This window comes from Sporosarcina sp. USHLN248 (assembly GCF_037144575.1).
GTDB classification, from domain to species: domain Bacteria; phylum Bacillota; class Bacilli; order Bacillales_A; family Planococcaceae; genus Sporosarcina; species Sporosarcina contaminans.
Genome location: NZ_JBBCZC010000046.1, coordinates 1 through 25,779 on the forward strand (window position 1 = coordinate 1; position 25,779 = coordinate 25,779).

General features: G+C 41.6%; 25 protein-coding genes and 1 other annotated feature. Of the genes, 19 read left to right on the top strand and 6 right to left on the bottom strand.

The window, feature by feature from the left end; genetic code table 11:
* The first annotated feature begins 298 nt into the window (after nt 1–298).
* The 3 genes from WFH04_RS15450 to WFH04_RS15460 all read left to right on the top strand — a co-directional run bounded on the left by WFH04_RS15450 (nt 299) and on the right by WFH04_RS15460 (nt 2,271).
* Nucleotides 299–877 carry a 3D domain-containing protein gene (locus tag WFH04_RS15450; protein WP_336824951.1) on the top strand — a complete coding sequence of 193 codons (579 nt, stop codon included), beginning with the start codon at nt 299–301 and terminating at the stop codon, nt 875–877.
* A 117-nt stretch (nt 878–994) separates the two neighbouring features.
* Nucleotides 995–1,543, top strand: a complete 549-nt coding sequence (locus tag WFH04_RS15455; RefSeq protein ID WP_336824952.1) for a DUF4825 domain-containing protein — start codon at nt 995–997, stop codon at nt 1,541–1,543.
* A gap of 5 nt (nt 1,544–1,548) precedes the next feature.
* Nucleotides 1,549–2,271: an SDR family NAD(P)-dependent oxidoreductase gene (locus WFH04_RS15460; protein WP_336824953.1), complete on the top strand. Its 723-nt coding sequence runs from the start codon at nt 1,549–1,551 to the stop codon at nt 2,269–2,271.
* Between the two features lie 246 nt (nt 2,272–2,517).
* Here the strand turns inward: WFH04_RS15460 and mnmM are convergent, their stop codons facing one another.
* Nucleotides 2,518–3,141, bottom strand: coding sequence for a tRNA 5-(aminomethyl)-2-thiouridylate-methyltransferase MnmM (mnmM, locus tag WFH04_RS15465; protein ID WP_336824954.1), 624 nt, complete (start codon nt 3,139–3,141; stop codon nt 2,518–2,520).
* Entirely contained in the window at nt 3,138–4,097 is a 960-nt protein-coding gene (gene mnmL / locus WFH04_RS15470) for a tRNA modification radical SAM protein MnmL/YtqA (protein WP_381482826.1), read from the bottom strand. The genes mnmM and mnmL overlap by 4 nt, the downstream gene beginning before the upstream one ends.
* Before the next feature lie 312 nt (nt 4,098–4,409).
* Between mnmL and WFH04_RS15475 the strand changes: the two genes are divergently transcribed.
* From WFH04_RS15475 to leuS, 4 genes are all read left to right on the top strand, one after another.
* Nucleotides 4,410–5,594 (top strand): MDR family MFS transporter, encoded by a 1,185-nt coding sequence (locus WFH04_RS15475; RefSeq protein ID WP_336824956.1) that lies wholly within the window; start codon nt 4,410–4,412, stop codon nt 5,592–5,594.
* 154 nt (nt 5,595–5,748) lie between these two features.
* Nucleotides 5,749–6,435, top strand: coding sequence for a CoA transferase subunit A (locus WFH04_RS15480; protein WP_336824957.1), 687 nt, complete (start codon nt 5,749–5,751; stop codon nt 6,433–6,435).
* Nucleotides 6,436–6,453: 18 nt separating this feature from the next.
* Nucleotides 6,454–7,104 (top strand): 3-oxoacid CoA-transferase subunit B, encoded by a 651-nt coding sequence (locus WFH04_RS15485; RefSeq protein WP_336824958.1) that lies wholly within the window; start codon nt 6,454–6,456, stop codon nt 7,102–7,104.
* Nucleotides 7,105–7,477: 373 nt separating this feature from the next.
* Nucleotides 7,478–7,689 (top strand) — a binding site (T-box leader).
* 63 nt (nt 7,690–7,752) lie between these two features.
* The gene (gene leuS, locus WFH04_RS15490) at nt 7,753–10,170 is read left to right on the top strand and encodes a leucine--tRNA ligase (protein WP_336824959.1); all 2,418 of its coding nucleotides are present in this window, start codon (nt 7,753–7,755) and stop codon (nt 10,168–10,170) included.
* A gap of 206 nt (nt 10,171–10,376) precedes the next feature.
* Here leuS and WFH04_RS15495 read toward each other — a convergent pair whose 3' ends face one another.
* On the bottom strand, nt 10,377–11,645 hold the full coding sequence (locus WFH04_RS15495; RefSeq protein ID WP_336824960.1) for a BaiN/RdsA family NAD(P)/FAD-dependent oxidoreductase: 1,269 nt from the start codon (nt 11,643–11,645) through the stop codon (nt 10,377–10,379).
* 354 nt (nt 11,646–11,999) lie between these two features.
* Here WFH04_RS15495 and WFH04_RS15500 point away from each other — a divergent pair, with 354 nt between their 5' ends.
* Entirely contained in the window at nt 12,000–13,616 is a 1,617-nt protein-coding gene (locus WFH04_RS15500; protein ID WP_336824961.1) for a putative polysaccharide biosynthesis protein, read from the top strand.
* 3 nt (nt 13,617–13,619) lie between these two features.
* Nucleotides 13,620–14,330, top strand: a complete 711-nt coding sequence (locus tag WFH04_RS15505; RefSeq protein WP_336824962.1) for a pseudouridine synthase — start codon at nt 13,620–13,622, stop codon at nt 14,328–14,330.
* A 57-nt stretch (nt 14,331–14,387) separates the two neighbouring features.
* Here the strand turns inward: WFH04_RS15505 and WFH04_RS15510 are convergent, their stop codons facing one another.
* Nucleotides 14,388–14,609 carry a DeoR family transcriptional regulator gene (locus tag WFH04_RS15510; RefSeq protein WP_336824963.1) on the bottom strand — a complete coding sequence of 74 codons (222 nt, stop codon included), beginning with the start codon at nt 14,607–14,609 and terminating at the stop codon, nt 14,388–14,390.
* A gap of 325 nt (nt 14,610–14,934) precedes the next feature.
* Here WFH04_RS15510 and pepV point away from each other — a divergent pair, with 325 nt between their 5' ends.
* The 5 genes from pepV to WFH04_RS15535 all read left to right on the top strand — a co-directional run bounded on the left by pepV (nt 14,935) and on the right by WFH04_RS15535 (nt 19,939).
* Nucleotides 14,935–16,344: a dipeptidase PepV gene (pepV, locus tag WFH04_RS15515; protein ID WP_408020196.1), complete on the top strand. Its 1,410-nt coding sequence runs from the start codon at nt 14,935–14,937 to the stop codon at nt 16,342–16,344.
* Nucleotides 16,341–17,192: a D-amino-acid transaminase gene (dat, locus tag WFH04_RS15520; protein ID WP_336824965.1), complete on the top strand. Its 852-nt coding sequence runs from the start codon at nt 16,341–16,343 to the stop codon at nt 17,190–17,192. Before pepV ends, dat begins: the two co-directional genes overlap by 4 nt.
* A 203-nt stretch (nt 17,193–17,395) precedes the next feature.
* A complete protein-coding gene (locus WFH04_RS15525; RefSeq protein WP_336824975.1) occupies nt 17,396–18,382 on the top strand; it encodes an NERD domain-containing protein in 987 nt (328 codons plus the stop codon).
* 17 nt (nt 18,383–18,399) lie between these two features.
* Nucleotides 18,400–19,041, top strand: coding sequence for a tRNA (guanosine(46)-N7)-methyltransferase TrmB (gene trmB, locus WFH04_RS15530; protein WP_336824966.1), 642 nt, complete (start codon nt 18,400–18,402; stop codon nt 19,039–19,041).
* Nucleotides 19,042–19,084: 43 nt separating this feature from the next.
* Complete coding sequence (locus WFH04_RS15535) at nt 19,085–19,939, top strand: YtnP family quorum-quenching lactonase (RefSeq protein WP_336824967.1); 855 nt, start codon at nt 19,085–19,087, stop codon at nt 19,937–19,939.
* 376 nt (nt 19,940–20,315) lie between these two features.
* Here the strand turns inward: WFH04_RS15535 and WFH04_RS15540 are convergent, their stop codons facing one another.
* Entirely contained in the window at nt 20,316–20,630 is a 315-nt protein-coding gene (locus WFH04_RS15540) for a PepSY domain-containing protein (protein WP_336824968.1), read from the bottom strand.
* Nucleotides 20,631–20,807: 177 nt separating this feature from the next.
* On the opposite strand from WFH04_RS15540, the gene WFH04_RS15545 reads away from it, so the two are divergent.
* From WFH04_RS15545 to ytpR, 5 genes are all read left to right on the top strand, one after another.
* Nucleotides 20,808–21,881 carry a M42 family metallopeptidase gene (locus tag WFH04_RS15545; RefSeq protein WP_336824969.1) on the top strand — a complete coding sequence of 358 codons (1,074 nt, stop codon included), beginning with the start codon at nt 20,808–20,810 and terminating at the stop codon, nt 21,879–21,881.
* Nucleotides 21,882–22,009: 128 nt separating this feature from the next.
* On the top strand, nt 22,010–22,531 hold the full coding sequence (locus WFH04_RS15550) for a DUF84 family protein (RefSeq protein ID WP_336824970.1): 522 nt from the start codon (nt 22,010–22,012) through the stop codon (nt 22,529–22,531).
* A gap of 314 nt (nt 22,532–22,845) precedes the next feature.
* On the top strand, nt 22,846–23,364 hold the full coding sequence (locus WFH04_RS15555; protein WP_336824971.1) for a hypothetical protein: 519 nt from the start codon (nt 22,846–22,848) through the stop codon (nt 23,362–23,364).
* Nucleotides 23,365–23,438: 74 nt separating this feature from the next.
* A complete protein-coding gene (locus WFH04_RS15560) occupies nt 23,439–24,257 on the top strand; it encodes a DUF1444 domain-containing protein (RefSeq protein ID WP_336824972.1) in 819 nt (272 codons plus the stop codon).
* Complete coding sequence (gene ytpR, locus WFH04_RS15565; RefSeq protein WP_336824973.1) at nt 24,254–24,856, top strand: YtpR family tRNA-binding protein; 603 nt, start codon at nt 24,254–24,256, stop codon at nt 24,854–24,856. Before WFH04_RS15560 ends, ytpR begins: the two co-directional genes overlap by 4 nt.
* A gap of 89 nt (nt 24,857–24,945) precedes the next feature.
* Here the strand turns inward: ytpR and WFH04_RS15570 are convergent, their stop codons facing one another.
* Complete coding sequence (locus WFH04_RS15570) at nt 24,946–25,473, bottom strand: YceI family protein (RefSeq protein WP_336824974.1); 528 nt, start codon at nt 25,471–25,473, stop codon at nt 24,946–24,948.
* Nucleotides 25,474–25,779: the final 306 nt, after the last annotated feature.

The window sequence follows — 25,779 nt, forward strand, 5'->3', positions numbered from 1 at the left end:
GCCATGCCGGCGGAAAGCGTCCGCCCTGTAGCGCAAATCAACATTACTCAGCGGTACCTAAGTAAAAGGGTGACGTGCAAATCACATCACCCCAACATTTGATTTAGAACCACAATAATAAACAGATGAATAGAAAGGTTTCATTATACTACCCGACAAATGTGTAGTTTATTTCAAAATGTCCTCAGTTATGTAACATTGTAAGAATTTTTGTAATACGAATAACGACATACTGTAACATCGCTGTAATAATGGATTGGTAGTCTATTGTTAGACTACAAAGTAAGGAGTAGAAAACTTGGGAAAATATATTGTGACGCTTCTATTTTCAGTAATATTATTGATTGGCGGAACGACAGAAAGTTTTGCAGCTTCTTCAATTTATACGGTCAAAAAAGGCGACTCTCTTTTTCAAATTGCGAAGAAGCATAATGTGACTGTTCCGGATCTCAAAAAATGGAACAACTTATCCACATCTGTCATTCATCCTAACCAAAAATTGACAGTTGCCAATCCGAAAACGGCTACAGCAAGTTCATCCAATGCTATTGCAAAAACACCGTCGAGATCGAATGAAGATAAGGTAGTGAAGGAGTTTACCGTATCGGCAAGTGCCTTTACTGCAAATTGCAATGGATGTTCTGGCATAACTGCGACAGGCATCAATTTAAAAAGGAACCCGGATAGTAAAGTGATTGCGGTCGACCCAGATGTCATCCCTTTAGGGACGAAAGTGCATGTAGAAGGTTATGGCTATGCGATTGCAGGCGATATTGGAAGCTCCATTAAAGGAAATAAGATCGATGTGTTCTTCCCGACTAAAAGTGAAGCTTACCAATGGGGAAGAAAAAAAGTGAAAATCAAAATACTTGAATAGAATGATCCAAGACCAATTTGCAAATGGATAGCAGATTGGTCTTTATTTTGTGAATCGTAACTGACCTGAAAACGGAAGCATGGTAGTATAGTGGGAGAGGAGAAATGGGGGGATTGGATGGATAAAAGAAGGCTAATGATCGGTATCATCGTCATTTTGGCTATCCCGCTTTATATTTGGATAGCGTATTTTGAAATTCCCGCGAAATCGGAAATTGGGGAAGAAAAAATGCAACAGGATCCTTTAACACACAACTTCGAAAAAGTATTGCAATATGAAAATGACTACATGGGGAACGCGTCAAATACATCCCAACTATTTCAATCATTGCCTTTGAATGAATACAAACAGTCGATTGAAATGGATCCGGACCATTTATTGCTCATTGTTCATTACGATGCATCAGCTCATGAACTACAAGAGAAAACACAGCAGGCCGTTATTTATAATTCTACGGCAGCCTTTTTGTTGATTCACAACTTGGAAGAGCTAGAAATGCGCTTTAATGATGAAACTTTCCGAGTGCGGAGAGACGTTGTTGAAGACTATTTTAATGATGAATTTAAGACATTGATTGATCCAGAAAACTTTAAAGAAAAAGTACAAAAAACGTTTAATGGAGAGAAACAGTCAGCGATGTACAAGGTATTTACGGAAGGGAAATGACCACGATGGATATTGTTATTATTACAGGTGCTTCAAAAGGAATTGGCTTTGAAATGATGAAGCAGCTAAAAGGAAAAGGGAAGAAAACAATTGGGATTGCTAGGACGAATCAGAGTGGGGAGAAAAGCTTTATAACGGCAGATCTTTTAAAAACAGATGAACTTCCAAGTATTATAGACCAAATCATTGAAATGTATGGTGGGAAAGCATCTTCATTCACTTTAGTGAACAATGCCGGAATGGTTGATCCGATCGGGCTTGTTGGAAGTGTCAATCCGGAGGAAATTACAAATGCAATGGCAGTCAATTTGACAGCCCCTATGATTTTATCGAATGCTTTCATTGGGGCATTGACTTCATTTAAAGGAAAGAAGCGGATAATGAACATTTCCTCAGGGGCTGGACGAAATGCTTATGAAGGATGGGGCGTTTATTGCACGACAAAAGCCGGTCTCGACCACTTCTCACGTGTTGTTGCCAAAGAACAGGAAAGCGCCAAACACCCTGTCGAAATCGTTTCAATTGCACCAGGAATTATTGATACGAATATGCAAGAGACGATTCGGTCAAGCGATGCACAATCGTTCCCCCTATTAGATCGTTTCATTGATTATAAGGAAAAAGGGCAATTGAGCAGCGCTGAAGAAACGGCCAGCAAATTGATCTCATTTTTGGAAAGGGAAGATTTTAAAGAGTTAGGGCCGATCGCTGATATACGGAATGTGTAAGAAGAGAAAAACGGACTCATTAAGTGGAGTCCGTTCAGACTGTAGACAAAGTATCTTTTTACTTTGTCTACAGTCCTTTTAAGGTTTGTAGTCATGAGATAGGTGTTTGCCCAGCTTGACTTGAAAACGCTTGTCAGACAAGGCGCGAAGTCGAGCGAAGACCCGAATAGAACTTAGGTTCATGAGGGGACGAGCGAGACGAGCAACGCAGTATGCGAGCGTTTGTCAACAAGCTGAACGGACTCATTAAGTGGAGTCCGTTTCTGATTCAGTTCGTTCTATTCGTGTAACCTCCTCAAAATCTCTCAGTTTTTCGATTGCGATCAAAAATGGTGGGTTGTTCCGCAAATTCATTAATTCGTAACGTATAACATGTACATCTGCTTGGTGAAGAGATTGCACGTATTCAATGAGTGCGTCACTTTCTTCTTTGCCACCTTCATGACCATCATAGACAGAAATTGTAATGATCCCGCCTTTTTTCAGAAGGCCCAATATTTTATGGACTGCTTCAATTGTAGAATCAGGCTTTGTAATGATCGTTTTGTCTTCGCTATAAGGCAAATAGCCAAGATTGAACATGGCACCGCCAATCGGTCGTTCTACATAACGATCTACGTTCGCATGGCTGTCCAAATGATAAGAAACGCGGTCGTTTAACGGGCCTAATCGTTCAGCAGTCGCGGCAAGTGCAGACTCTTGTATATCAAACGCAAAAACTTTTCCTTTTTCTCCGACTAATTCCGCTAAAAAATAAGTGTCATTTCCGTTACCTGCTGTTGCGTCAATAACAGTTTCGCCTGGTAAAACGACCGCATTCATTAATCTTTTCGAATAAGGCAGCACTCGATGTAAATGGATATGGCTCATGCGTTTTCTACCACTTTCTCATAAAATTTCCCTTGAAAACTATTTCTGCGTTGTAACTCCTTGTCGATGCCATTCAATACATCCCATTTTGCAACACTCCACATTGGACCAATCATCAGGTCGATCGGTCCATCGCCAGTAATTCTGTGGACAATCATTTCTGGCGGAAGGATTTCCAGCTGATCAACGACTAATTTAATATAGTCGTCCATCTCTAAGAATGACAATAAACCCTTTTCATATTGTTTCACCATTGGCGTGCCTTTCAATAAATGCAGGAGATGTATTTTGATTCCTTGGACGTCAAGCTTTGCAACTTCTTTAGCAGTTTCCATCATCATATCGTAGTTCTCGAGTGGAAGACCGTTAATAATATGGGTGCAAACTCGAATATGATGTTTGCGAAGTTTTTCCACACCTTCTACATAGGTTGCATAATCATGAGCACGGTTAATGAGATTGGCTGTTTTTTCATGCACAGTTTGCAAGCCTAGTTCCACCCATAGATAGGTTCTTTCATGTAATTCAGCCAAATATTCTACGACGTCATCTGGCAAACAGTCGGGTCTTGTCGCGATGGACAAGCCGACTACTCCTTCCTGCGAAAGGGCAGTTTCAAATTTCTCTTTTAAAATAGGAAGCGGAGCATGCGTGTTCGTATATGCTTGGAAATACGCCATATATTTGCCGTCTTTCCATTTTTGGTGCATTCGGTCACGGATATTTGCAAATTGAACTTCTATTGGATCTACGCGATTCCCAGCAAAATCTCCTGAGCCAGCAGCACTGCAAAATGTACAGCCGCCATACGCTACTGTGCCATCCCGATTCGGGCAATCAAAACCGGCATCTAATGCCACCTTGAACACTTTAAAGCCGAAATGGTCTTTTAAATGGCGTGACCATGTATGATATCGTTTCCCTTCAGTAGGAAACGGGTATTTATTTACATCCACATTGTTCAACTCCTCTAACAAAGGATTGTACATGTTCCACAGCTTTCTTGTCATCTGAATTGCGGAACTTATTTCGATCGTCTTGTCGTATTGTGGAAAAAAGCATACACTCAAAATAGAATTGCTATGTATTGCAAAGCGGAAGGTGCCCGCTTCAAATACGGTTATTGAATTACAAAATAATGGGGGAGGTAGCAGTTACAAGAGGCGTGATAGATTCGATTGATCATCATGTTGAAGCTAAAGGGAATTGCTGCTGTTTAGAAACTTCCATTTGATAGTATATTTATTTTTAGAACGGAGGATGGCAGTATGCCTAAAAATGTTCGGCTGCTTGTAATCGGCATGTTTGTCAATGTCATTGGCAACTCTTTTTTATGGCCTTTGAATACGATATATATGCATGAATACTTAGGCAAGTCTTTATCGGTGGCAGGGCTTGTTTTAATGGCAAACGCCGGGGCGGGAGTTGTTGGTAACCTGCTTGGCGGTTTTTTATTTGACAGAATCGGCGGCTTCAAGTCGATTATCGGTGGGATAACTTTGTCCCTTTTGGCATTATTGTACCTTATATATGATCATAGCTGGTATCCTTATATTATTTTCTTGACGGTCTTAGGATTTAGTGGTGGTGTTATCTTTCCGAGCATGTATGCAATGGTAGGAACCATTTGGCCAGAAGGCGGAAGGAAGGCATTCAATTCGATATATTTAGCTCAAAATGTCGGTGTAGCAATCGGGCCGGCACTTGCTGGGTTCATTGCATCTGTTCATATTGATTATATTTTTTCAGCAAATTTTCTTTTTTATTTGATCTTTTTCTTCATTGCATTTTTTGGCTATAAAAAATTGGAAATTGCTCCAGACCGCCATACAGATATTATTCGGGAAACTGCAAAGATTAAACAGAAAGCGCCGTTTATTGCTTTGCTTATTCTAACATCTGGATATTTGTTAACTTGGCTCGTCTATTCTCAATGGTCGACGACGATTTCAACGCATGCTCTTTCATTAGGCGTCACTTTGAAAGAATATAGCTTTATTTGGACAATTAACGGGCTGTTAATCGTCATCGGACAGCCAATTATTAAACCGATCATTAAACGTTTGGAAAAGCAGCTGAAAGCTCAAATGATCTTAGGAACAGCTATATTCATCGTCTCTTTCATTGTTGTTAGCTTTGCGGGGTCTTTTAAAATGTTCATCATTTCAATGATTATTCTTACGTTCGGTGAGATGATTGTATGGCCTGCCATTCCAACATTAGCAAGTCAATTGGCTCCGAAAGGACGAGATGGATTTTACCAAGGTGTTGTGAATTCGGCAGCGACAATTGGTCGGATGATCGGGCCATTTGCAGGCGGCGTTTTAGTAGAGATCTATGGCATGAAAGCAATGCTCCTATTGCTGACAAGCCTTATGAGCATTTCAATCGTGACAACTTTATTGTACGACCGTCCTCTAAAATCATCTGAACAGAAACCGGAAATTCCTTAAGCGGAATTCCGGTTTTTCTTTATTGGTGAATAGAACGCCGTTGTACGTAGGATCAATATTTTCATAGATGTTAATTGCGTCATACAAAATAGTCTGTTTAAATGGAATATAGGAGCGATTGCTACTATCATAGAAATGCAAAGGGGGATGCAAAGTGAAACCGATTTATTCATCAGCTATGGAAGCGATTTCACAAATTGAGGATGGAGCCACATTAATGGTTGGAGGATTTGGACTCGTCGGGATACCGGAACAGCTCATTTTGGCTCTCGTCGAAAAAGGGGTAAAGGATTTGACGGTCATCTCAAATAATTGCGGGGTCGATGAGTGGGGGCTAGGCCTTTTATTGAAAGAGAAGCAAATCAAAAAAATGATTGGGTCCTATGTAGGAGAAAATAAAGAATTTGAACGGCAAGTATTGTCGGGAGAAATAGAGGTTGAGTTAACGCCGCAAGGGACGCTAGCGGAAAAAATACGAGCCGGAGGTGCTGGCATACCGGCGTTTTACACACCGGCAGGAGTTGGAACAGTCGTTGCTGAAGGCAAGGAAACGCGCAATTTTAACGGTAAAGAATATGTTTTGGAAGAAGCTTTGACAGCGGATTTTGCTTTAGTGAGAGCTTCTAAAGCGGATATGATGGGGAATTTAATCTACAACAAAACGGCTCAAAATTTCAATCCGATGATGGCTGCGGCAGGCAAGTTCACGATTGCTGAAGTGGAAGAAATTGTGGAAACGGGTGATTTGGATCCGGCGACAATCCACACGCCGAGCATTTATGTGCAAGGATTGTTGCAAGCGGCACAGGAAAAACGGATTGAACGGTTAACGACTCGATAAGGAAGGGGAATGGTCACGATGACGGCAATTAATTTCAGAGAACGGATCGCGAAGCGTGCAGAGAAGGAAATTGCAGATGGGGATTACGTCAATTTGGGGATTGGAATGCCAACGCTTGTAGCGAATTATATATCAGACAATAAGACAGTTGTCTTGCAGTCCGAAAATGGTCTGTTGGGCATCGGCCCATATCCGGAGGAGGATGAGGTCGACCCGGATTTGATTAATGCCGGGAAGGAAACGGTTACAACAATAGCGGGCTCTTCATTTTTCAGCAGTGCGGAATCTTTTGCAATGATCCGCGGCGGTCATGTAGATGTCGCAATATTGGGTGCGATGGAAGTTTCGGAAAAAGGGGATTTAGCAAACTGGATGATTCCAGGGAAGATGATTAAAGGTATGGGCGGCGCAATGGATCTTGTCCACGGTGCTAAAAAGATCATCGTCATTATGGATCATGTGGCGAAAGATGGATCGCCGAAAATAAAAAAGGAATGTACATTGCCGCTAACCGGCAAACGGGTAGTGAATAAAATTATTACAGAACGTGCTTTAATCGAAGTGACGCCTGACGGTTTGGAGTTGAAGGAAGTCTTTGAAGGATTTACTGTACAAGACATTATTGATTCAACGGAAGCTGAGCTTATCGTGAAGGATGTAAAGGCGTAGGTGACGGGCGATGGAACCAAGATCAGTGCAGGCAGGGGGATGTCGCTTTTATGTGCTAAATTAGAGGTGTTATGCGTGTGGTGAGGAGATGTAGGCGTTTGAATATTAATGTATAAGTATGTGTGGCGTAATGTGTATATGTGAGGATTAATAAATATAGTGTGCCGTTAGTGTGCGTGAACGCGGCATTTATGCATAAATTGAGTTGAAAAGCATTATGTGATTTCATTAGCATATAGACTGATTGATGCATCATGGAGATGAGGTGCCTTCTAACCGAATGGCTATTGCAAATGCTATATGTAAATAATTCCGAATGTATAGTTGTATTTTGGAACAGATTCGGGTAAACTACAATAAAATGTATTAAATAGCGCAGGCGTTGAAAAGGAGCAGTAGTCGGATCGGACGATTTCAGAGAGCGGGCGGTTGGTGCAAGCCTGTACGACGACGATGAACTCGCCTTGGAGCCCGTATCGGTGAACAGAACAGTAGCCGGTGCCGTTTTCCGCGTTAAGGAAACAAGTTGGGCGGCAATGGTCGTCAATTTGGGTGGCACCGCGGGAGAAAACTCTCGTCCCTTTTTAGGGACGAGAGTTTTTTCATATACGATGCTATTTAATTCACAATGGAAGGAATGAAACAGCGATGAGTTATGAGCATGTAAAAATCGAGAAGAAGTGGCAGCAATATTGGAAGGATAATAAAACTTATAAAATGGTCGATGATGAGTCGAAACCGAAGTTTTACGCGCTTGATATGTTCCCTTATCCTTCCGGGGCTGGATTGCATGTCGGCCACCCATTAGGCTATATTGCGACGGATATTTTAAGTTCATTTAAACGGAAACAAGGCTACAATGTTTTGCATCCGATGGGTTGGGACGCATTTGGATTGCCGGCTGAGCAATATGCGATTGATACAGGAAATGATCCTGCGGAATTTACGGCTAAAAATATTGCGACGTTCAAACGCCAAATGAATGATCTTGGTTTCTCTTATGATTGGGACAGGGAAATCAATACGACTGATCCGAAATATTACAAATGGACACAATGGATTTTCATCCAGCTGTATAAAAAAGGGTTGGCATACATCGATGAAGTACCTGTCAACTGGTGCCCAACGCTTGGTACAGTCCTTGCCAATGAAGAAGTAATTGACGGAAAATCAGAGCGCGGCGGCCATCCAGTCGAGCGCCGTCCAATGCGTCAGTGGGTATTGCGGATAACAGAATATGCAGATCGCCTTCTTGAAGATTTGGATGAGCTTGATTGGCCTGATAGCTTGAAAGATATGCAGCGCAACTGGATTGGACGTTCTGAAGGTGCACAACTGACGTTCGATATCGATGGCACGGACCTTTCGTTTGAAGCGTTCACAACTCGTCCGGATACGATTTTTGGAGCGACATACGCTGTTTTGGCTCCAGAGCATAAATTAGTTGAAAAAATTACGACAGCTGAACAAAGGGAAGCGGTCGATGCATATCTTGAAAAAGTGAAAGTAAAAAGCGATTTAGAGCGTACAGATCTTGCGAAAGAGAAAACAGGCGTGTTTACCGGTGCGTATGCTGTAAACCCAGCAAGCGGCGAAAAAATGCCGATTTGGATTGCGGACTATGTTCTATCAAGCTACGGAACAGGCGCAATTATGGCAGTTCCTGCACATGATGAACGAGATTATGAATTTGCGAAGACATTCGATTTACCAATTGTTGAAGTCGTGGCAGGAGGCGATATTTCTAAAGAAGCCTATACAGGTGATGGGGAACATATCAATTCCGATTTCCTTAACGGACTTGGCAAAGAAGAGGCGATTGAAAAGGCGATCGCATTCTTTGAAGAACAAGGGAAAGGCGAGAAGAAAATTACGTATCGCCTGCGTGACTGGCTATTCTCCAGACAGCGTTATTGGGGAGAACCGATTCCGATTATTCATTGGGAAGACGGCACGATGACGACTGTGGATGAGTCTGAATTGCCGCTAATGCTTCCGAAAACGGACAATATTAAACCGAGCGGCACTGGCGAATCACCACTTGCAAACATTTCTGAATGGGTAAATGTTACAGATCCGAAAACAGGCATGAAAGGCCGTCGTGAAACGAATACGATGCCGCAATGGGCTGGCAGTTGCTGGTATTACTTGCGGTATATCGATCCGGATAATGATGAAATGTTGATCGATCCGAAGCTTGCTGAACGTTGGCTTCCAGTTGATATTTACGTTGGTGGTGCTGAGCATGCTGTACTTCACTTGCTCTATGCGCGTTTCTGGCATAAAGTGCTCTATGATATCGGTGTTGTTCAAACGAAAGAGCCATTCCAAAAGCTATTTAACCAAGGGATGATCTTAGGTGAAGGCCATGTAAAAATGTCGAAGTCATTGGGTAACGTCATAAACCCAGACGATATTGTTCATTCTCACGGTGCTGATACACTTCGTCTATATGAAATGTTCATGGGGCCGCTTGATGCTTCTAAAGAGTGGTCAACGAATGGTTTGGATGGAGCAAGACGTTTCCTTGACCGGATTTGGAGACTATTTGTAAATGAAGACGGAACACTTAGCTCGAAAATTGGCGGTAAGCCGGATGGTGCTCTTGAAAGAACATATCATCAGACGGTGAAAAAAGTGACTGAGGACTTTGAAGGCATGCGCTATAATACTGCCATTTCCCAAATGATGGTATTTATTAACGAATGTTACAAAGTAGATTCGATTCCAAAAGAGTTTGTCGAAGGGTTCATCATTATGCTTTCACCAATTACGCCACATTTGTCAGAAGAGCTATGGGAGAAATTGGGCCACGAAGAATCGATCGCTTACGTTTCTTGGCCGACGTATGATGAATCGAAAATGGAAGAGGACACAGTTGAAGTAGCTGTTCAAATTAACGGCAAAGTCCGCGCGAAGATAAATGTTGCGAAGGATATTTCCAAAGAGGAACTTGAAAAAACAGCCCTAAAAGATGAGCAAGTGAAACAATGGATTGACGGTAAAGAGTTGAAGAAAGTGATTGCGATTCCAGGTAGACTTGTCAATATTGTCGCAGTCGGATAAGGATTATTTTCTAAACAATAGAACCGGTGAAGAACGATTAATTTGTTCTTCACCGGTTTTAATTGTTTTATTCGAGTGGAGGAGTTCAAATAAAAACGGTTAGTGTTCCCCAACTGGCCGATGGGCGAGCCTGATTGAGCGGATGGCTGTCCCATCAAGCTGTTGTCCGAACTTGATTATAAAAAAGTGATGCTTGTTCGCGGACTTTATTCATTCTCCTTCGCATACCCACCAGCGCTCATTCCGGCGATTCTACCCGTTACGAGTGCGGAAGTAATATTGTATCCGCCGGTATAGCCGTGAATGTCCAGAATTTCGCCGCAAAAATAAAGTCCGTTCTTTTTACGGGAGGCCATCGTCTTAGGCTCAATTTCTTTCGTGGAAACGCCGCCGCCTGTAACGAAAGCTTTTTCAATCGGCTGCGTGCCTGTTACTTCCATCGTAAATCCTTTTAGCAGCCCAGCGAGCTTGCGGATTTTATCGTGTGGTATACCAGCTCCTACGTCGCTACCTTCGATTGCCGACTTGTCCAATAAAAATGCAAGCCAGCGCTCAGGTGCAACCCCTTTTAAACTGTTTTTCACGGCTTTTTTCGGATCGTCTTTCAATAAAGAGAGAAGCAACTGAAAAACGCCTTCTTCATTTTTGGAAGGGACGGCATCAATGCGCATTGTTACAGGTTGTTTGCCATTTTTCATTTGTTCTTTGACGACGAATTGGCTGCAGCGCAAAATTGCGGGGCCACTCAATCCGAAATGGGTAAACAGCATATCCATTTGATGGGTAATAAGAACTTTTCCTTTCGCATTTAATACGGAGACGGCAACGTCCCGAAGTGCGAGGCCTTGCAATTCCTTCGACTGGATGAAGGGTTCATTGGAGAGTAAAGGCACTTCTGTCGGATAGAGCGTCGTCACTGTATGCCCGGCTTTTTCCGCCCAAGGATAGCCATCACCGGTGCTGCCTGTTTGCGGAACTGCTTTTCCGCCTACAGCAACAACGACTGCATGAGACCGGATTTCTTCCCCGCCCTCTAAACGGACACCGAAAATCTTTTCGTCATCCATGAGCAGTTTCTTTACTTTTGTTTGCAGTCTCACTTCAACGTGCAGCCTTTCCATTTCATTCAGAAGTGCATCGACAACGTCTTTTGCTTTATTGGAAACAGGGAACATCCGCCCGTGGTCTTCTTCTTTTAAAGGAACGCCAAGTCCCTCGAAAAATGAAATGATATCTTCGTTATTGAAGACAGAGAATGGGCCGTATAAAAACCGCCCGTTGCCAGGAATGTTTTTAACAATTTCCTCTTGGGGTAAACGGTTTGTTACGTTGCATCTTCCACCGCCCGAAATCGACAATTTGTTGCCTAATTTTTTTCCTTTATCCAAAAGCAGCACTTTGCTTCCATTTTCTGCTGCTGCGATGGAGGCCATGAGACCCGAGGGACCCCCGCCTATGATTATGACGTCATACATTATAGGAACCACACTTTCAGTTTTTCTCTATTATACATGATCGTGCGATAACCATTGTGAAAAGTGCCATCGGGAGGTAAACTGGTAAGTAGCTTTGTTTAACTGGCTTAGGCGAATCCTGTTACAATAGGTGAGGAACTGGATTAGTAGTATTCAGTCAATTTCACTAATCTAAGTTAAACTTATTGCGAATGCCTCTCTGATTTTTAAGAGGTTTTTTTCTTTAAGTAGATAGTGATTGTGAAGGTTCATGTCCAAGACTAAGGCTGGATGGTCACTAAAGTCTTGTATAAATGGTGGACACGATTACGCTGGGGTGTAATTGATTCGTATAACAGATTGGAAGGATCAACTATGTCATCAAATTTAGTGAAAGGCACTGCAATTTTGACGATTGGTCTATTTTTGTCAAAAGCGTTAGGCCTTTTATATGTTATTCCGTTTTATGCTATTGTCGGCAAAGATAATGTAGGGTTATATCAGTATGCGTATATTCCTTATAATTTAGCATTGGCGGTTGCCATTTCTGGCGCACCGCTTGCAATATCTAAGTTTGTATCGAAATACAATGCATTGGGCGATTATGCCACAGGCAGGAAACTCATGAAATCCGGCATGCTCGTAATGGTGACAACAGGGATTCTTTCCTTTTTGGTGCTGTTTTTCATGGCGGAGCCGATAGCTCATCTCGTCCGCAGGGATGATGAACAAATCTTTACGGTTGAAGAAATTACATCAGTCATCCGGTGGGTTAGTTACGCTCTTTTAGCAGTCCCACTTATGAGTATTGTGAGGGGCTATTTGCAGGGTCATCAAAAATTTGAACCGACATCTGTTTCACAATTAGTCGAGCAAATTGTACGGATTGCTGTTGTGCTTATCGGTGCGTTTATTGTGGTCAACGTATTAGACTTATCTCCAAGGACAGCAGTGAAATTTGCGGTATTTGCCGCATTTATTGGAGCACTTGCAGGACTTGTTATTCTTTATCGATATTGGAGAAAATATAAGCCGGAGTTCGACTATCTATATGAGCAAAGTCCACCGGCAAGCAATATTAGTTTTGTTGATATGTACAAGGAAGTGATCGGCTATACAATTCCTTTTGTCCTTGTCGGTGTAATTAATCCACTTTACCAATTTGTTGATATGATTACTTTCAATGATGCAATGTCTTCAATTGGGTTAGCTAAAGTGTCTGATGAATATTTGTCAATGTTGAATTTTTTAACGCATAAAGTTGTTATGATTCCAGTTATGGTAGCTACCGGATTTTCGATGGCTTTAATTCCAGTCATTACAGGGTATTACGCAAAAAGAGATCAAAACGGTATTACTCGTTCTCTTGACCAAACATTCCAAATTATGCTCTTTCTTACAGTGCCGATCGTCATTGGTCTAATTGTTTTATCGAATGAGTTTTACTATTTCCTATATGAGAAAAATCCAGTCGGATCGGAAGTATTGGCGAGTTATGCACCCGTTGCAATCTTGTTTGGACTGTTTACAGTTACAGCGGCGATTTTGCAAGGAATTGATCGACATAAATGGATTGTATTCACTTCGTTATTAGGACTGCTTTTTAAATTGATCTTAAATATTCCGCTCATAAAAGCGTTTGAGACAGATGGAGCGATTATAGCGACAGCAATCGGATATGGAATAGCAGTAGGACTTAATATTTTTGTCATAACAAAAACATTGAACTATCGATCGAAGATGGTGTTCAGAAGACTGATTTTAATCGGGATTTTCAACTTGATTATGTGGATTGCTATACATTTAACATTGAAAGGCTTGTTTGCAATCAGTCCTGTAGAAGGCAAAATGCAGGCGTTGCTCTATATTCTCATTTGTGCGGCAGTCGGTGCGGCTATTTACGGATTTCTGTCATTTAAAACAGGATTGGCACAAAAGCTTTTCGGAGATCGGTTAAATAGAATACTGCAGAAGTTCGGTTTTGGAGGGTGAATTATGCGTTTAGATAAGTTGTTGGCGAATATGGGGTACGGTTCGCGCAAGGAAGTGAAACAGCTTTTGAAAAAAGGCGCTGTCAGGGTGAACGGGGAGACGGTGAAAGATCCCGCATGCAAAGTTGAGCCGACGGCAGACGAAGTGACGATTTTAGGGGAGCGAGTCGTCTACCGTGAATTCATTTACTTGATGATGAATAAACCGCAAGGAGTCATTTCCGCTACGGAAGACTTGCGTGATCGTACCGTCATTGATCTGTTAGATGCCGAGTATAAGCATTTTCAGCCGTTTCCTGTCGGCAGGTTAGATAAGGACACAGAAGGGTTTTTATTGCTGACGAATGACGGTAAGCTAGCGCATGAATTATTGTCACCGAAAAAAGAAGTGCCGAAAATGTATTATGCGCATATTGAAGGCAAAGTGGGAGAAGAGGATATCCGCAAGTTTGCAGAAGGCGTTACATTGGATGATGGCTATTTCACCAAACCGGGTGAATTAAAAGTTTTGAAATCGGAAGAGCTCCGTTCAGAAATTGAATTGACGATTACGGAAGGAAAATTTCATCAAGTGAAACGGATGTTTGAAGCTGTTGGAAAACGTGTCATCTATTTGAAAAGGATGTCTATGGGGCCCCTTATACTGGACGACCAACTGAAGTTAGGAAGCTATCGTGAATTAACAGAAGAAGAAATCGCATTGCTACAAAAATGAAGTAGGGGCTATCGAGAAAGTGGCGGAAACTCACTTTGATCGATAGCCCCTTTTAGGTCAAGAGGGTAATTTAACTTTCTTCTTCGTTGTCTTCCATTTACCGCGCGACGGACTCATGATGAGTTCATTATATTCGAGGACGTTCAAGTCCCTTTGTGCAGTGCGGTTTGTGATACCAAATTCTTCGACCACATTTTCCGTAGTTACTTCGCCGTGATCAAGGATGAACAAATAGACATCTTTGATACGGGTGAGCATACGATCAGTGTTAGGATTCAACTGTGGAACCACTCCTTCATCATCATTTTCCAAAATCGATGGGCATGAGACTAATGAATGTACCTTTTGTAAGTTGAAATTCCCCCTTGACAGGCACTCCTTCCGCAAAATGCTACGGTCGTCAGATAAAATGTTCTGACAATACAATTATAACTCATTTTTGTCAATAGTACATGAAATTTTTGTGAAGACTGTGAGCGCAGTCTTCATTCTGATATTTTAGACGGAGAGGTTATCATTTGAATACATTAAAGGAAGTTTAGTTCTTTATTTATTGCACGTAACATGTGAAAATATAGGATAAGAAAGAAGGTGCTGAAGATTGGTGAATTGGAAAAATGAAACTTTGCAAAAGCAGGAATGCATTTTAAATGATTTGAAGGAGCTCATTTCAATTCCGTCTGTACTGGATGAAAGCCTTTCTACTGAAGAAGCTCCGTTCGGTCCAGAACCGAAAAGGGCTTTAGAATGGCTATTGAATGAGGGTGAAAAAGCAGGATTTACAGTGAAGAATGTAGACAATGTAGCTGGGCATATTGAAATGGGCGAAGGAGAAGAGTTGATAGGAGTTCTTTGCCATGTTGATGTTGTTCCGGCTGGCGGCAACTGGACATATGGCCCTTTTGATGGCACTGTGAAGGATGGTAAACTTTTCGGCCGCGGCTCGATTGATGATAAAGGGCCGACAATTGCTGCTTGGCATGCGATGAAAATGGTGAAAGATTCCGGTCTTCCGTTAAATAAAAGAGTTCGCCTCATCATTGGGACAGACGAAGAAAGCGGTTTCCGCTGCGTGGAACGCTATTTTCAAAAAGAGGAAATGCCGACGGTCGGCTTCGTGCCAGATGCGGATTTCCCGATCATTAATGCCGAAAAGGGGATTGCTTCGTTAATCTTCACACAGAAAATGAAAAACAAAGATGGACAGCTTCAATATTTTAAGGCTGGGGACAGGACGAATATGGTGCCGGACTTGGCTCAGGCTCAAGTTCGCCTCAATATACCGGATGTGCTCGATCGATTTGAAAGCTTTATGAACATTCATGACATGGCGGCAACAATCGTTGAAAAAGACGGCGAGGCAGTTATACGGGTTGAGGGAAAAGCAGCTCATGCAATGGAACCGGACAATGGCGTAAACGCTGGTGTTTTGTTGGCTTCCTTCCTGAATAAGGTTTTTGAAGAAGGAGATTCCAAGGATTTTACACAATTCATACTTGATGCGTTTGGCAATGAATCACGTGGACATTACTTAGGACTTGCCTATAATGATGAAGTTTCAGGTGATACGACCTTGAATGCCGGCGTTATCTCGTACGATGAAGAAACAGGTGGACAAATAAAAGTGAGCATGCGCTATTCCGTCACGTATCCATATGAAGAAAAAATAGCAACTTGCGAGCGTCGAATGACGGACTTGCCATTCGATATGACTGTCGCGTCCAATTCAACTCCTCATCACGTTGATGCGAATGATCCATTTGTGAAGACATTGCAAGATGTCTACACCTCTTATACTGGTGAAGAGGCTACTTTGCTTGCGATCGGTGGCGGCACGTACGCCCGTTCTTTGGATAAAGGCGTGGCGTTCGGCATGCTATTCCCAGGACGGGAAGATGTCGCTCACCAAGCGGATGAATATGTATATATAGAAGATCTATTACAGGCGACAGCGATCTATGCGGAAACGATTAGCCGCCTTGCATGCGATCAAGGGGAAGGGGAAAAAGAATGACGATTTATTTTATTGACGGGAAGTTTACGGATAAAGATCAACTGAATATTTCTGTTGATGACCGGGGCTATTATTTTGGTGACGGTGTGTATGAAGTTGTGAAAGTGTATAATGGTGAGTTGTATACAGCCGAAGAACATTTTGAACGGCTGCTTCAAAGCGCTGCAAAAATAAAAATGACGATTCCGTATTCACAGCAGCAATTGATTGAAATAGCAAAAGAGCTAGTAGAACGCAATAAAATCGACACAGGCCATATTTACTTGCAAGTGACGAGAGGTGCTTCATTGCGTATCCATCAATTCCCAGATCCATCCGTGCTGCCTGTTGTGACAGCTTATGCAATACCGAATGAGAGACCACTTAAAAATATGGCGGAAGGGGTGTCTGCTAAGTTTGTTGAAGACGTCCGATGGCTTCGCTGTGATATAAAGAGCTTGAATTTATTGGCGAACGTGTTAGCGAAGCAAGAAGCTTTCGAGGATGGATGTGCAGAAGCGATTTTCGTAAGGGATGGCTTCGTCATGGAAGGATCTTCGTCGAATATGTTTGGCGTAAAAGACGGAGTTGTTTATACGCATCCAGCGACGAATTTAATATTGAATGGCATTACACGTCAAGTCATTCTAAAATTATGCAGTGAGATTGGCATTCAAGTGAAGGAAACCGCATTCACTCCTGAGGATGCTTTGAAAATGGATGAGTTTTTCATGACATCGACAACTGCAGAAGTGACGCCGGTTATTTTAATTGATGGCAACCAAATCGGTTCGGGCCAGCCTGGCGAAATAACAAAGAAATTGCAAGAGGCGTTTTCACGTCAAATGCCCGTTTTTGAAAAACAATAATGTACAACAGTTAAATTGGACTTAGCAGACATTCTATACGTCTGTAAGTGCACGGTAAATAAGGAGCGCTTTCGAATCAGTGGGAGTTCAAACTCCTGCTGATTCAAGTGAAGCCGCTGGCGGATGTCACGGATTTTTGAAAGAACTTTTCGGACCCGGAAAATCCGAATACGATTACGTCAAGGCGTGATTGATTGGAGTGGATGAAATTGGCACAACTTGTGAAATTGTTGGATTATGTGTCAAGATACGAGAATGATCTTTCCCGTTATCCGACTCAGTTTGTACGTTTGAAAAGTTCCCAATGGGATCGTATGAAACTGCAATGGGAAAACGGGATGGATTTATCGGAGTGGCAAAGGGAATCAGGTGAAGAGGAAGCACAAAGGGAAGAAAGCAGATGGTTTAGTCCTATCTTGCGTGTTTTCGGAAGCAAAAAGGACTCTGCTACGGACCAGGAAGAACATGCATCGGAGCAGCAAGAAGAGCGGGAAGCGGATTCTTTCGGCTTTAATCCAAACATCATTTACAATCCTAAAAATGTGGAGCAGCTCAGAAAGCTTTATGTAGATCAGTTATTCCATTTTCAATTGAAATGGGCAAGTTCCACGCTTATGGAACATTCAAAATTAGATGAGCAATTTATGAGGGATTCATTGCTTCGAAGCTTTACTCAGTTATTGCCAGATAGCTATTTATTATTTTATTATCCGATATTGAAGTTGAAAAAAGCGCCTGTGGAACTTGATATACTTATAATGACCCCTTTGGAATGCATTTGCGTCACTGTCCTTGAAAAAGAGGAAGTGGCTGCCTTTATTGGAAATAGCGATCGGTTTTGGATAAAAAAGCACGGTGATCGTGAGTCAAAAGTATTGAACCCGATGATCGGTTTACAACGAATGGAAAAAATCATTTCGGGAATATTTTCAGCGAATGATATAGAGTTTCCGATTCGGAAAGTGATCCTATCAAGAAATGGGTATATTGATTATCCAGGTGTGCCATACGATACGAAAATCGTTGATCGACGTTCGTATGATGAATGGTTTGCAAATTTGCGTAAGGTTTCTGTTCCGATGAAACATAATCAGTTCAAAGCGGCACAAGCGATTTTAGACAACGGACAAACGACAGCATCGAGCATCTATTTCGCTCCTGAGCAAGAAAATAACGATATTATAGAATAGAAATGAGTGTAAGAAAAATGCGTCTTCGCAATAAGCCGTGGGCGAAAGAGTTCATGGAAGCCCATCCAGATGTTTTAATACAAGAAGAGGAAGGCATTCAACAAGATTGGCATTCGGTATTTGGCAATGAAAACCCGATCCATATAGAAGTGGGAACTGGAAAAGGGCAGTTCATCATCGGCATGGCATTAGCCAATCCAAATATTAATTATATCGGTATTGAGCATTTTGACAATGTCATTGTTTCCGCGCTTGAAAAAGCGATTGAAGCGGACAAGCCTTCAAATTTACGCTTGCTGCGTGGCAATGGTGCACATTTGAAAGAGTTGTTTAAAAAAGGGGAAGTCGATCGAGTGTACTTGAACTTCTCTGATCCGTGGCCAAAATCACGACATGCAAAAAGAAGATTAACGCACGAATCCTTTTTGAAGCGTTATGAATCAATTTTAGGGGAACGAGGGGAAATTCACTTTAAAACGGATAATCGCAAACTATTTGAGTACTCGATTGTTTCAATGTCGGCTTATGGCATGGTGTTTCATGACATCTCTTTAGACTTGCATGCACAAATGCCTGAAGACAATATTATGACGGAATACGAAGAGAAGTTTTCAGCGAAAGGGCAACCGATTTATCGGATGGAAGCGGCTTTTAAATAAGGGAATGCGAAGAGGACTGTTATAAACGAAAGGGGAGATTGAATTGGATACATATACATTTCACAAAATGAAACTTACATGGCTTGACGGGGGTGTCAATTTCCTCGACGGTGGGACGATGTTTGGTGTTGTGCCGAAAGCATTATGGTCGCGCCGCTATGAAGTTGACGATCAGAACTTGATTGAGCTGCGAACAGATCCGATTCTTTTATCTTATGAAGGAAAGCATATTTTAATTGACTCAGGAATCGGCAAAGGGAAGCTTACCGATAAACAGAAGCGCAATTTAGGCGTAAGGTCTGAAACGAAAGTGGCAGAAAGCCTCTCTGAAATCGGTTTACAAGTAACAGATATTGATATGATTTTAATGACTCACCTGCATAATGACCACGCTGCCGGTTTAACTGAATGGCGAGATGGAGAACTTGTATCAGTATTTCCAAATGCGAAAATCTATGTTTCTCAAATTGAATGGGATGAGATGCGCAACCCGAATATTCGGTCGAAAAATACGTATTGGAAAGAGAATTGGGAGCCGATTATAGAGCAGGTTGAAACATTTGAAGGGCAGCAGACGATCTTGCCGGGAATTGAAATGATTCACACCGGCGGGCATAGTGATGGACATAGCGTCATTAAATTAACGCAAAACGGAGAAACGATTTTGCATATGGGCGATATAATGCCAACACATGCACATAGTAATCCGCTATGGGTATTGGCGTATGATGATTATCCGATGACGTCCATCTTCGCGAAGGAGCGATTAATGAAAGAGGCGCTGCCTAACCGTTACCGCTTCATCTTCTATCATGATGCTGTGTACCGTCTCGTTCAGTGGGATGAAAGTGGAAAAGAAATTACAGAATCAGTCAATTGCTCAGCTATAAGCAAATGACAGCTATTCAATAGAGCTGGACGAGTGATTGGCAACGATGGAGTGCAATTAGTATAGACTATATAAAAGGTAATGGAAAGGAATTGGAATAAAGATAAAAAGATGAAGTATCTTCCTTAGTGTTAGGTATAGTAGTAATTTCAATCTATCATTATTCTACTTTTAGATATTACCCAATCGAGCCATCCAAATACTCCTGCGCAACCATCGTTCTAAAAGAATCACTATATTTGGCCATAATAAAACACTCCAGAAGTTAGTTTTTGACTCTAACTTCTGGAGTGCACTTCAATGCACCTGTAAACGGGGGCTTTTTCATTTTGATTGAATTGGTGAATAACAGACTTTTTAAGCGGCAGTACGGCACCACATTGATTTACTTTTTAATTAATTCGACAACTGTGCCAGTCTCTGCGTTTGCTGCAAATTCATACTGTTCCAATTCGCCGTTTTTAATGCGTGAGATGCCTCCGCGATATACTTCCATTGAAAGAACATTGTTTGTGAATGGTTCCGGTTTCATTACGATCCAAGAGCCGTCAATCGGCCCCTCTTTTTTGAAAGCTTCTTTGACAGCCTTCAGCACATCCTCGGCCGGAGTATTCGGGTTCACTTTTTCAATTGCTTGGTTGACGATAATGGCAGCAGCAATACCTGTTAATGCGCCTGCAAGAAAATCTTTAAGTTTCATGGAATCGAACCCCCTCAATCAGTCTCACCCAAGTGTACCATATTTTATATCGTTGGGTAATGGTTCCTGAAAAACATTCGAGTTAAAAAAACTTCGGTTTGCTAAATATTCAGGATGGATAGTTTTTGCATAATAATCTACAATAGAGATAGTTCATAATGAAATTGGGGGAACAGTATGCAAAAAGATACTCTAAGAATGTTCAAAACATTGACGGAATTGCCTGGTGCTCCCGGCAATGAGCATTTTGTACGTGATTATATGCGAGGCGAATTAGAAAAGTATTCAGATGAAATTATCCAAGATAACTTAGGCGGTATTTTCGGTGTGCGAAAAGGGCCTGAAGATGGACCACGCATTATGGTTGCAGGCCATATGGATGAAGTAGGTTTCATGGTTACAGCGATTACAGACAATGGCATGATTCGCTTCCAGCCACTTGGCGGTTGGTGGAACCAAGTTCTTTTGGCGCAACGAGTGCAAATTATGACGGATGAAGGGCCGGTGATCGGTGTAATCGGTTCTATACCTCCACATCTTTTAAGCGATGATGTACGTAACAAACCGATGGATATTAAAAATATGCTAATTGACATCGGAGCAGATGATAAAGAGGATGCGAAGAAAATCGGCATCCGTCCTGGACAGCAAATCGTGCCGGTTTGTCCATTCACTCCTCTTATGAATGATAAAAAGATTATGGCAAAGGCTTGGGATAACCGTTATGGCTGCGGGCTTTCAATCGAATTGTTAAAAGAGCTCCATGGTGAGCAGTTGCCTAATCATTTATTTTCAGGCGCAAATGTTATGGAAGAAGTTGGCTTAAGAGGTGCACAAGCAGCAGCGAATATGATTCAGCCCGATCTGTTTTTCGCTTTGGATGCGAGCCCTGCAAACGATGCTTCAGGCGATAAAAACGAATTCGGCCAATTAGGAAAAGGTACGTTGCTGCGGATCTTTGACCGAACGATGGTCACTCACCGCGGAATGCGCGAATTTATTTTAGATACAGCAGAGAGCAATCAAATTCCTTACCAATATTTCATTTCACCAGGGGGTACTGATGCTGGGCGTGTCCATACTTCGAACGAAGGCGTGCCAAGTGCGGTGATCGGAATTTGTTCACGATATATTCATACATCCGCTTCAATCATTCATACAGATGATTATGCTGCGGCGAAGGAATTGCTCGTGAAACTAGTGAAAGCATGTGATAAAACGACTGTCGAAACGATTAAACAAAACGTATAAGATAGTAAGGCAGTCTATCCAACTTCGAACGCTATAAAAAGCCTGTAGAAAAAATCGATAAAAACCATCCTTTCACCCAATAATAGGGATGAGCGGATGGTTTTTATGATATGAAAGGAACCTTACATATGAAATTTATAATTGGAACGACAAATCAGGCAAAAGTGAAAGCAACTTTAAAAGTAATTGACAATCATTTCCCGGGTAATGAATGGAAAGCTGAAAAAGTGCCATCAAATGTTCGTGATCAGCCGTTTGGCGATGAAGAGACGAGATTGGGAGCTATAAATCGAGCTAAGCATGCGGCAGAAAAAATGGATGGCTGGATTGGCATTGGTTTGGAAGGCGGCGTCAGAACGATTGAAAACCAAACGTATGTATGTAATTGGGGAGCGCTTTCTTTGCCTGACGGTACAATCATCACCGCTGCTGGCGCTCAAATTCCTTTGCCGGAAGAAATCGCAGTTGAGTTGAGAAAGGGACGTGAATTAGGGATCATTGTAGATGAATATTTTCAAAAGAGCGGAATAAGGCAGCATGAAGGTGCTATTGGCATGTTTACTTCAAATGTCGTTACGAGGGATTTGATGTTCGAACATATTATGCAGTTGTTAATCGGTCAATTGAAGGTCCATTTTTATAATCAATGAATCTCAACATTTGCACGAAACGGATAATATCTTTAAAATGGGTTGTGGAATTATGGTTCACTAGTATTTGACAGGTACAAGCACCAGTTGAATAATAGAAGCAAGCAAAATAGTACAGCCTCGTTTTCCAGCGGCGACTACATATCCTATTGGAATAGGTGTCATTCCGATGTAAAGGATTGAGTGTGAGGCGCAATGATGCATCGTAATACGCCATAATAGCTTTAGCAAGATTGCTTTGAAATAACTCGGTTACTAAATTACAGCGAAGCTGTGTTCGTTGAAGGAAATGATGCTTGATTGGAGGAAATCGAATGTTCCGCTATTGGAAATTCTTACTTCTTATAATTCTTTCTGCAGCTGTTTTAACAGGATGCGGTAAATCATTGAAAGAAGAAGCGGCAGCCGGCATCGACCAAGCAAAATCTGCATTTGAATTGAATGATAAGCAAACAAATATTGAAGTCGAGGGTGTCCAGCTATATAAACCTGCAGGATTTACAGTAGAAGAGGAGGCGGATGCTCAAAATATCGTCTTAAATAAAGGCAGTGATACTTTCATTTTGTTCATCAACCCAAATGAGGGAAAAGAAAGCCGTCTTTTTTACGATCTGTTAAAGGATAAATCAAGCGATAAGATTGTTTCGGAAAAGGTTTTTTCAAATGAAGGCGTTTTCGGTTTTGCGGCAGTTGTCAAGAAGGATGGCGATAAAGCTGAGCTGATTGCCAGTGTCGGCGGCGTCAAAATGACAACAATTACAAAGAAAAAAAATATCGCAAAGTATATGGCTTGGATGATGGAAACTGTACGTTCCATTGAACAGGAAGCCTAATGATTGAGGCGGTCACCCGGTGCTATTCATTGCAGCGAGCGGCCGTTTATTTTTGAAAAGGAAGGAAGAGGTAAATGAAATCATCTGATCTTGTTGAAATACTGAAGAAACGCCTGCCGTCTGAACAATTACAATGGCACTTCGACAGGAAAACGGATAAAATCAGACTGGAGCATTCGATTCTGAAAAAGGGGATGGATATTTCCTTACCGGAAATTCTGTCTAAATATGAAAATGTGAAAGAATCTGCAATCGATGAAGTTGTTTATACAATCCAAGAAACATTTAACGCAATGGAAAAAGAAATGACAGAAGGCTTTCGAAGAGAAGGGGCTATTTATCCTGTTATTCGGTCAACATCTTTCCCTCTGTCGTCAAAGGAAGGCAAAAAGTTTATCGTTAAAGATCATACTGCTGAAACAAGAATTTATTTTGCATTGGACCTTGGTACGACTTATCGTCTAATTGATGAAGGAATGGTCGAATCGATCGGGATGAGCGAATCGGAAATGAAGGAATCTGCAATGTTCAAAGTAAGGTCTTTACCGACACAATTTAAAAAAGACGTAGTGGCTGACAACATTTTTTATTTTGTCAATAACAATGACGGGTACGATGCGAGCAGGATATTGAACGTATCCTTCTTGAAAGAAATGGAAAAGAAGATTGAAGGCCATATGACTGTTTCGGTGCCCCATCAAGATGTATTGATCATAGGTGATATTCGAAATGATACAGGGTATGACGTGCTTGCTCAAATGACGATGCAATTTTTCACAAACGGCAGAGTACCGGTAACATCACTCTCTTTCAGATATGAAAATGGGAAATTAGAGCCGATTTTCATCTTAGCGAAAAATCGGATCGCAAGAAAGGAAGACAAAAAGAAATGAATTTATTTTACAATCAAAATGGAGTCGGAAACGTTCTTATGGCACAACTAACTACTGATAAGCCGCATGAGGTTGTAGCAGAGTCATCGAAAGACGTAACGATTTTAAAAGATGGTGAAGGGGAGATTGTCGGTTTTAACTTGTTTAATGCCTCTTCTTATCTTGATCTTCAGGAAGCCGGGCAAGTGAAATTAACTGAAGAAATTGTGAAGAAAATTTCCACAGCGTTGAAAAAGAATGACGTGAATATCGAGCTGGACGTAGATTTGACTCCTAAATTTGTTATCGGATATGTGCTTGAAAAAGAGAAACATCCAAATGCTGATAAATTAAGTGTTTGTAAAGTGGACGTCGGCAGCGAAACGCTACAAATCGTTTGCGGCGCACCAAATATTGAAGCCGGACAAAAAGTAGTTGTGGCAAAAGTTGGCGCCGTAATGCCATCAGGAATGATCATCCGTGATGCGGAACTAAGAGGGGTTCCATCATCAGGCATGATTTGCTCTGCAAAAGAATTGGATTTGCCGGATGCTCCTCAAGAGAAAGGCATTTTAGTATTGCCGGATGATGCTGTGACAGGCGAAGCATTCGAAAGGTAATGGATTGAACGACTCATCACGAAATTAATAGCAAATAAATAAAAGACAGGCGCCATAGAACTCAATGTTCTTTGACGCCTGTTTGCTTATTAATTTGCAGGGTTTACTTGAAGAACGATTGTGATTTTAATGTCGTCTCCGACTAAAACTCCACCTGTTTCTAATGCTTGGTTCCATGTAAGACCAAATTCTTTTCTTGAAATTTTTCCTTCAACTTCGAAGCCTGCAACGTCGACACCCCAAGGGTTTTTGCCTGTTCCTTCGTATTCAGCAGAGAAAGTAATTTTTTTCGTAACATCTTTAATTGTAATATCTCCGATGATATCGTACTCATCGTCGCCTTTTTTCACAATTTGAGTTGAAACAAATGTGATTGCAGGATATTTTTCCGTATCGAAGAAATCTCCAGAGCGAAGGTGGTTATCACGATCCGTGTTGTTTGTATTGATGGAAGCTGCATCAATTTTAAATTCAATGGAAGCGTCCGTTAAATCTGTAGGATTACCTTCCAAAGTTCCTTCAAAGACATTGAAGTTCCCTTTCACTTTTGAAACCATCATATGCTTTACAGAGAAACCTACATTCGTATGTGTTGCATCTACTAACCATTTAGACATAATAAAAACTTCCTTTCTGATTTAAGTTATGCTCTTACTATATACATTATTTATCTTGAAATCAAGACAAATACCTCGAAAACGAGAATTATTTTTTGGAGGCATTACAAATGAGCGAGGTATAAGGAATTTTTGAAATCGCTGTTGTCATTTACTTTATGCTTTTAAGATAAGATTTATATCTTCACACTAAATAGAGGCTGTCCAGAAAGTCAGTGAAAACTGATTTTCTGTGATAGTCCCTTTCTGGTTGGAGAATAAATGGGGAACCCCTGACAACCGTCGCTTTCCGTTCCAGGCGCACGC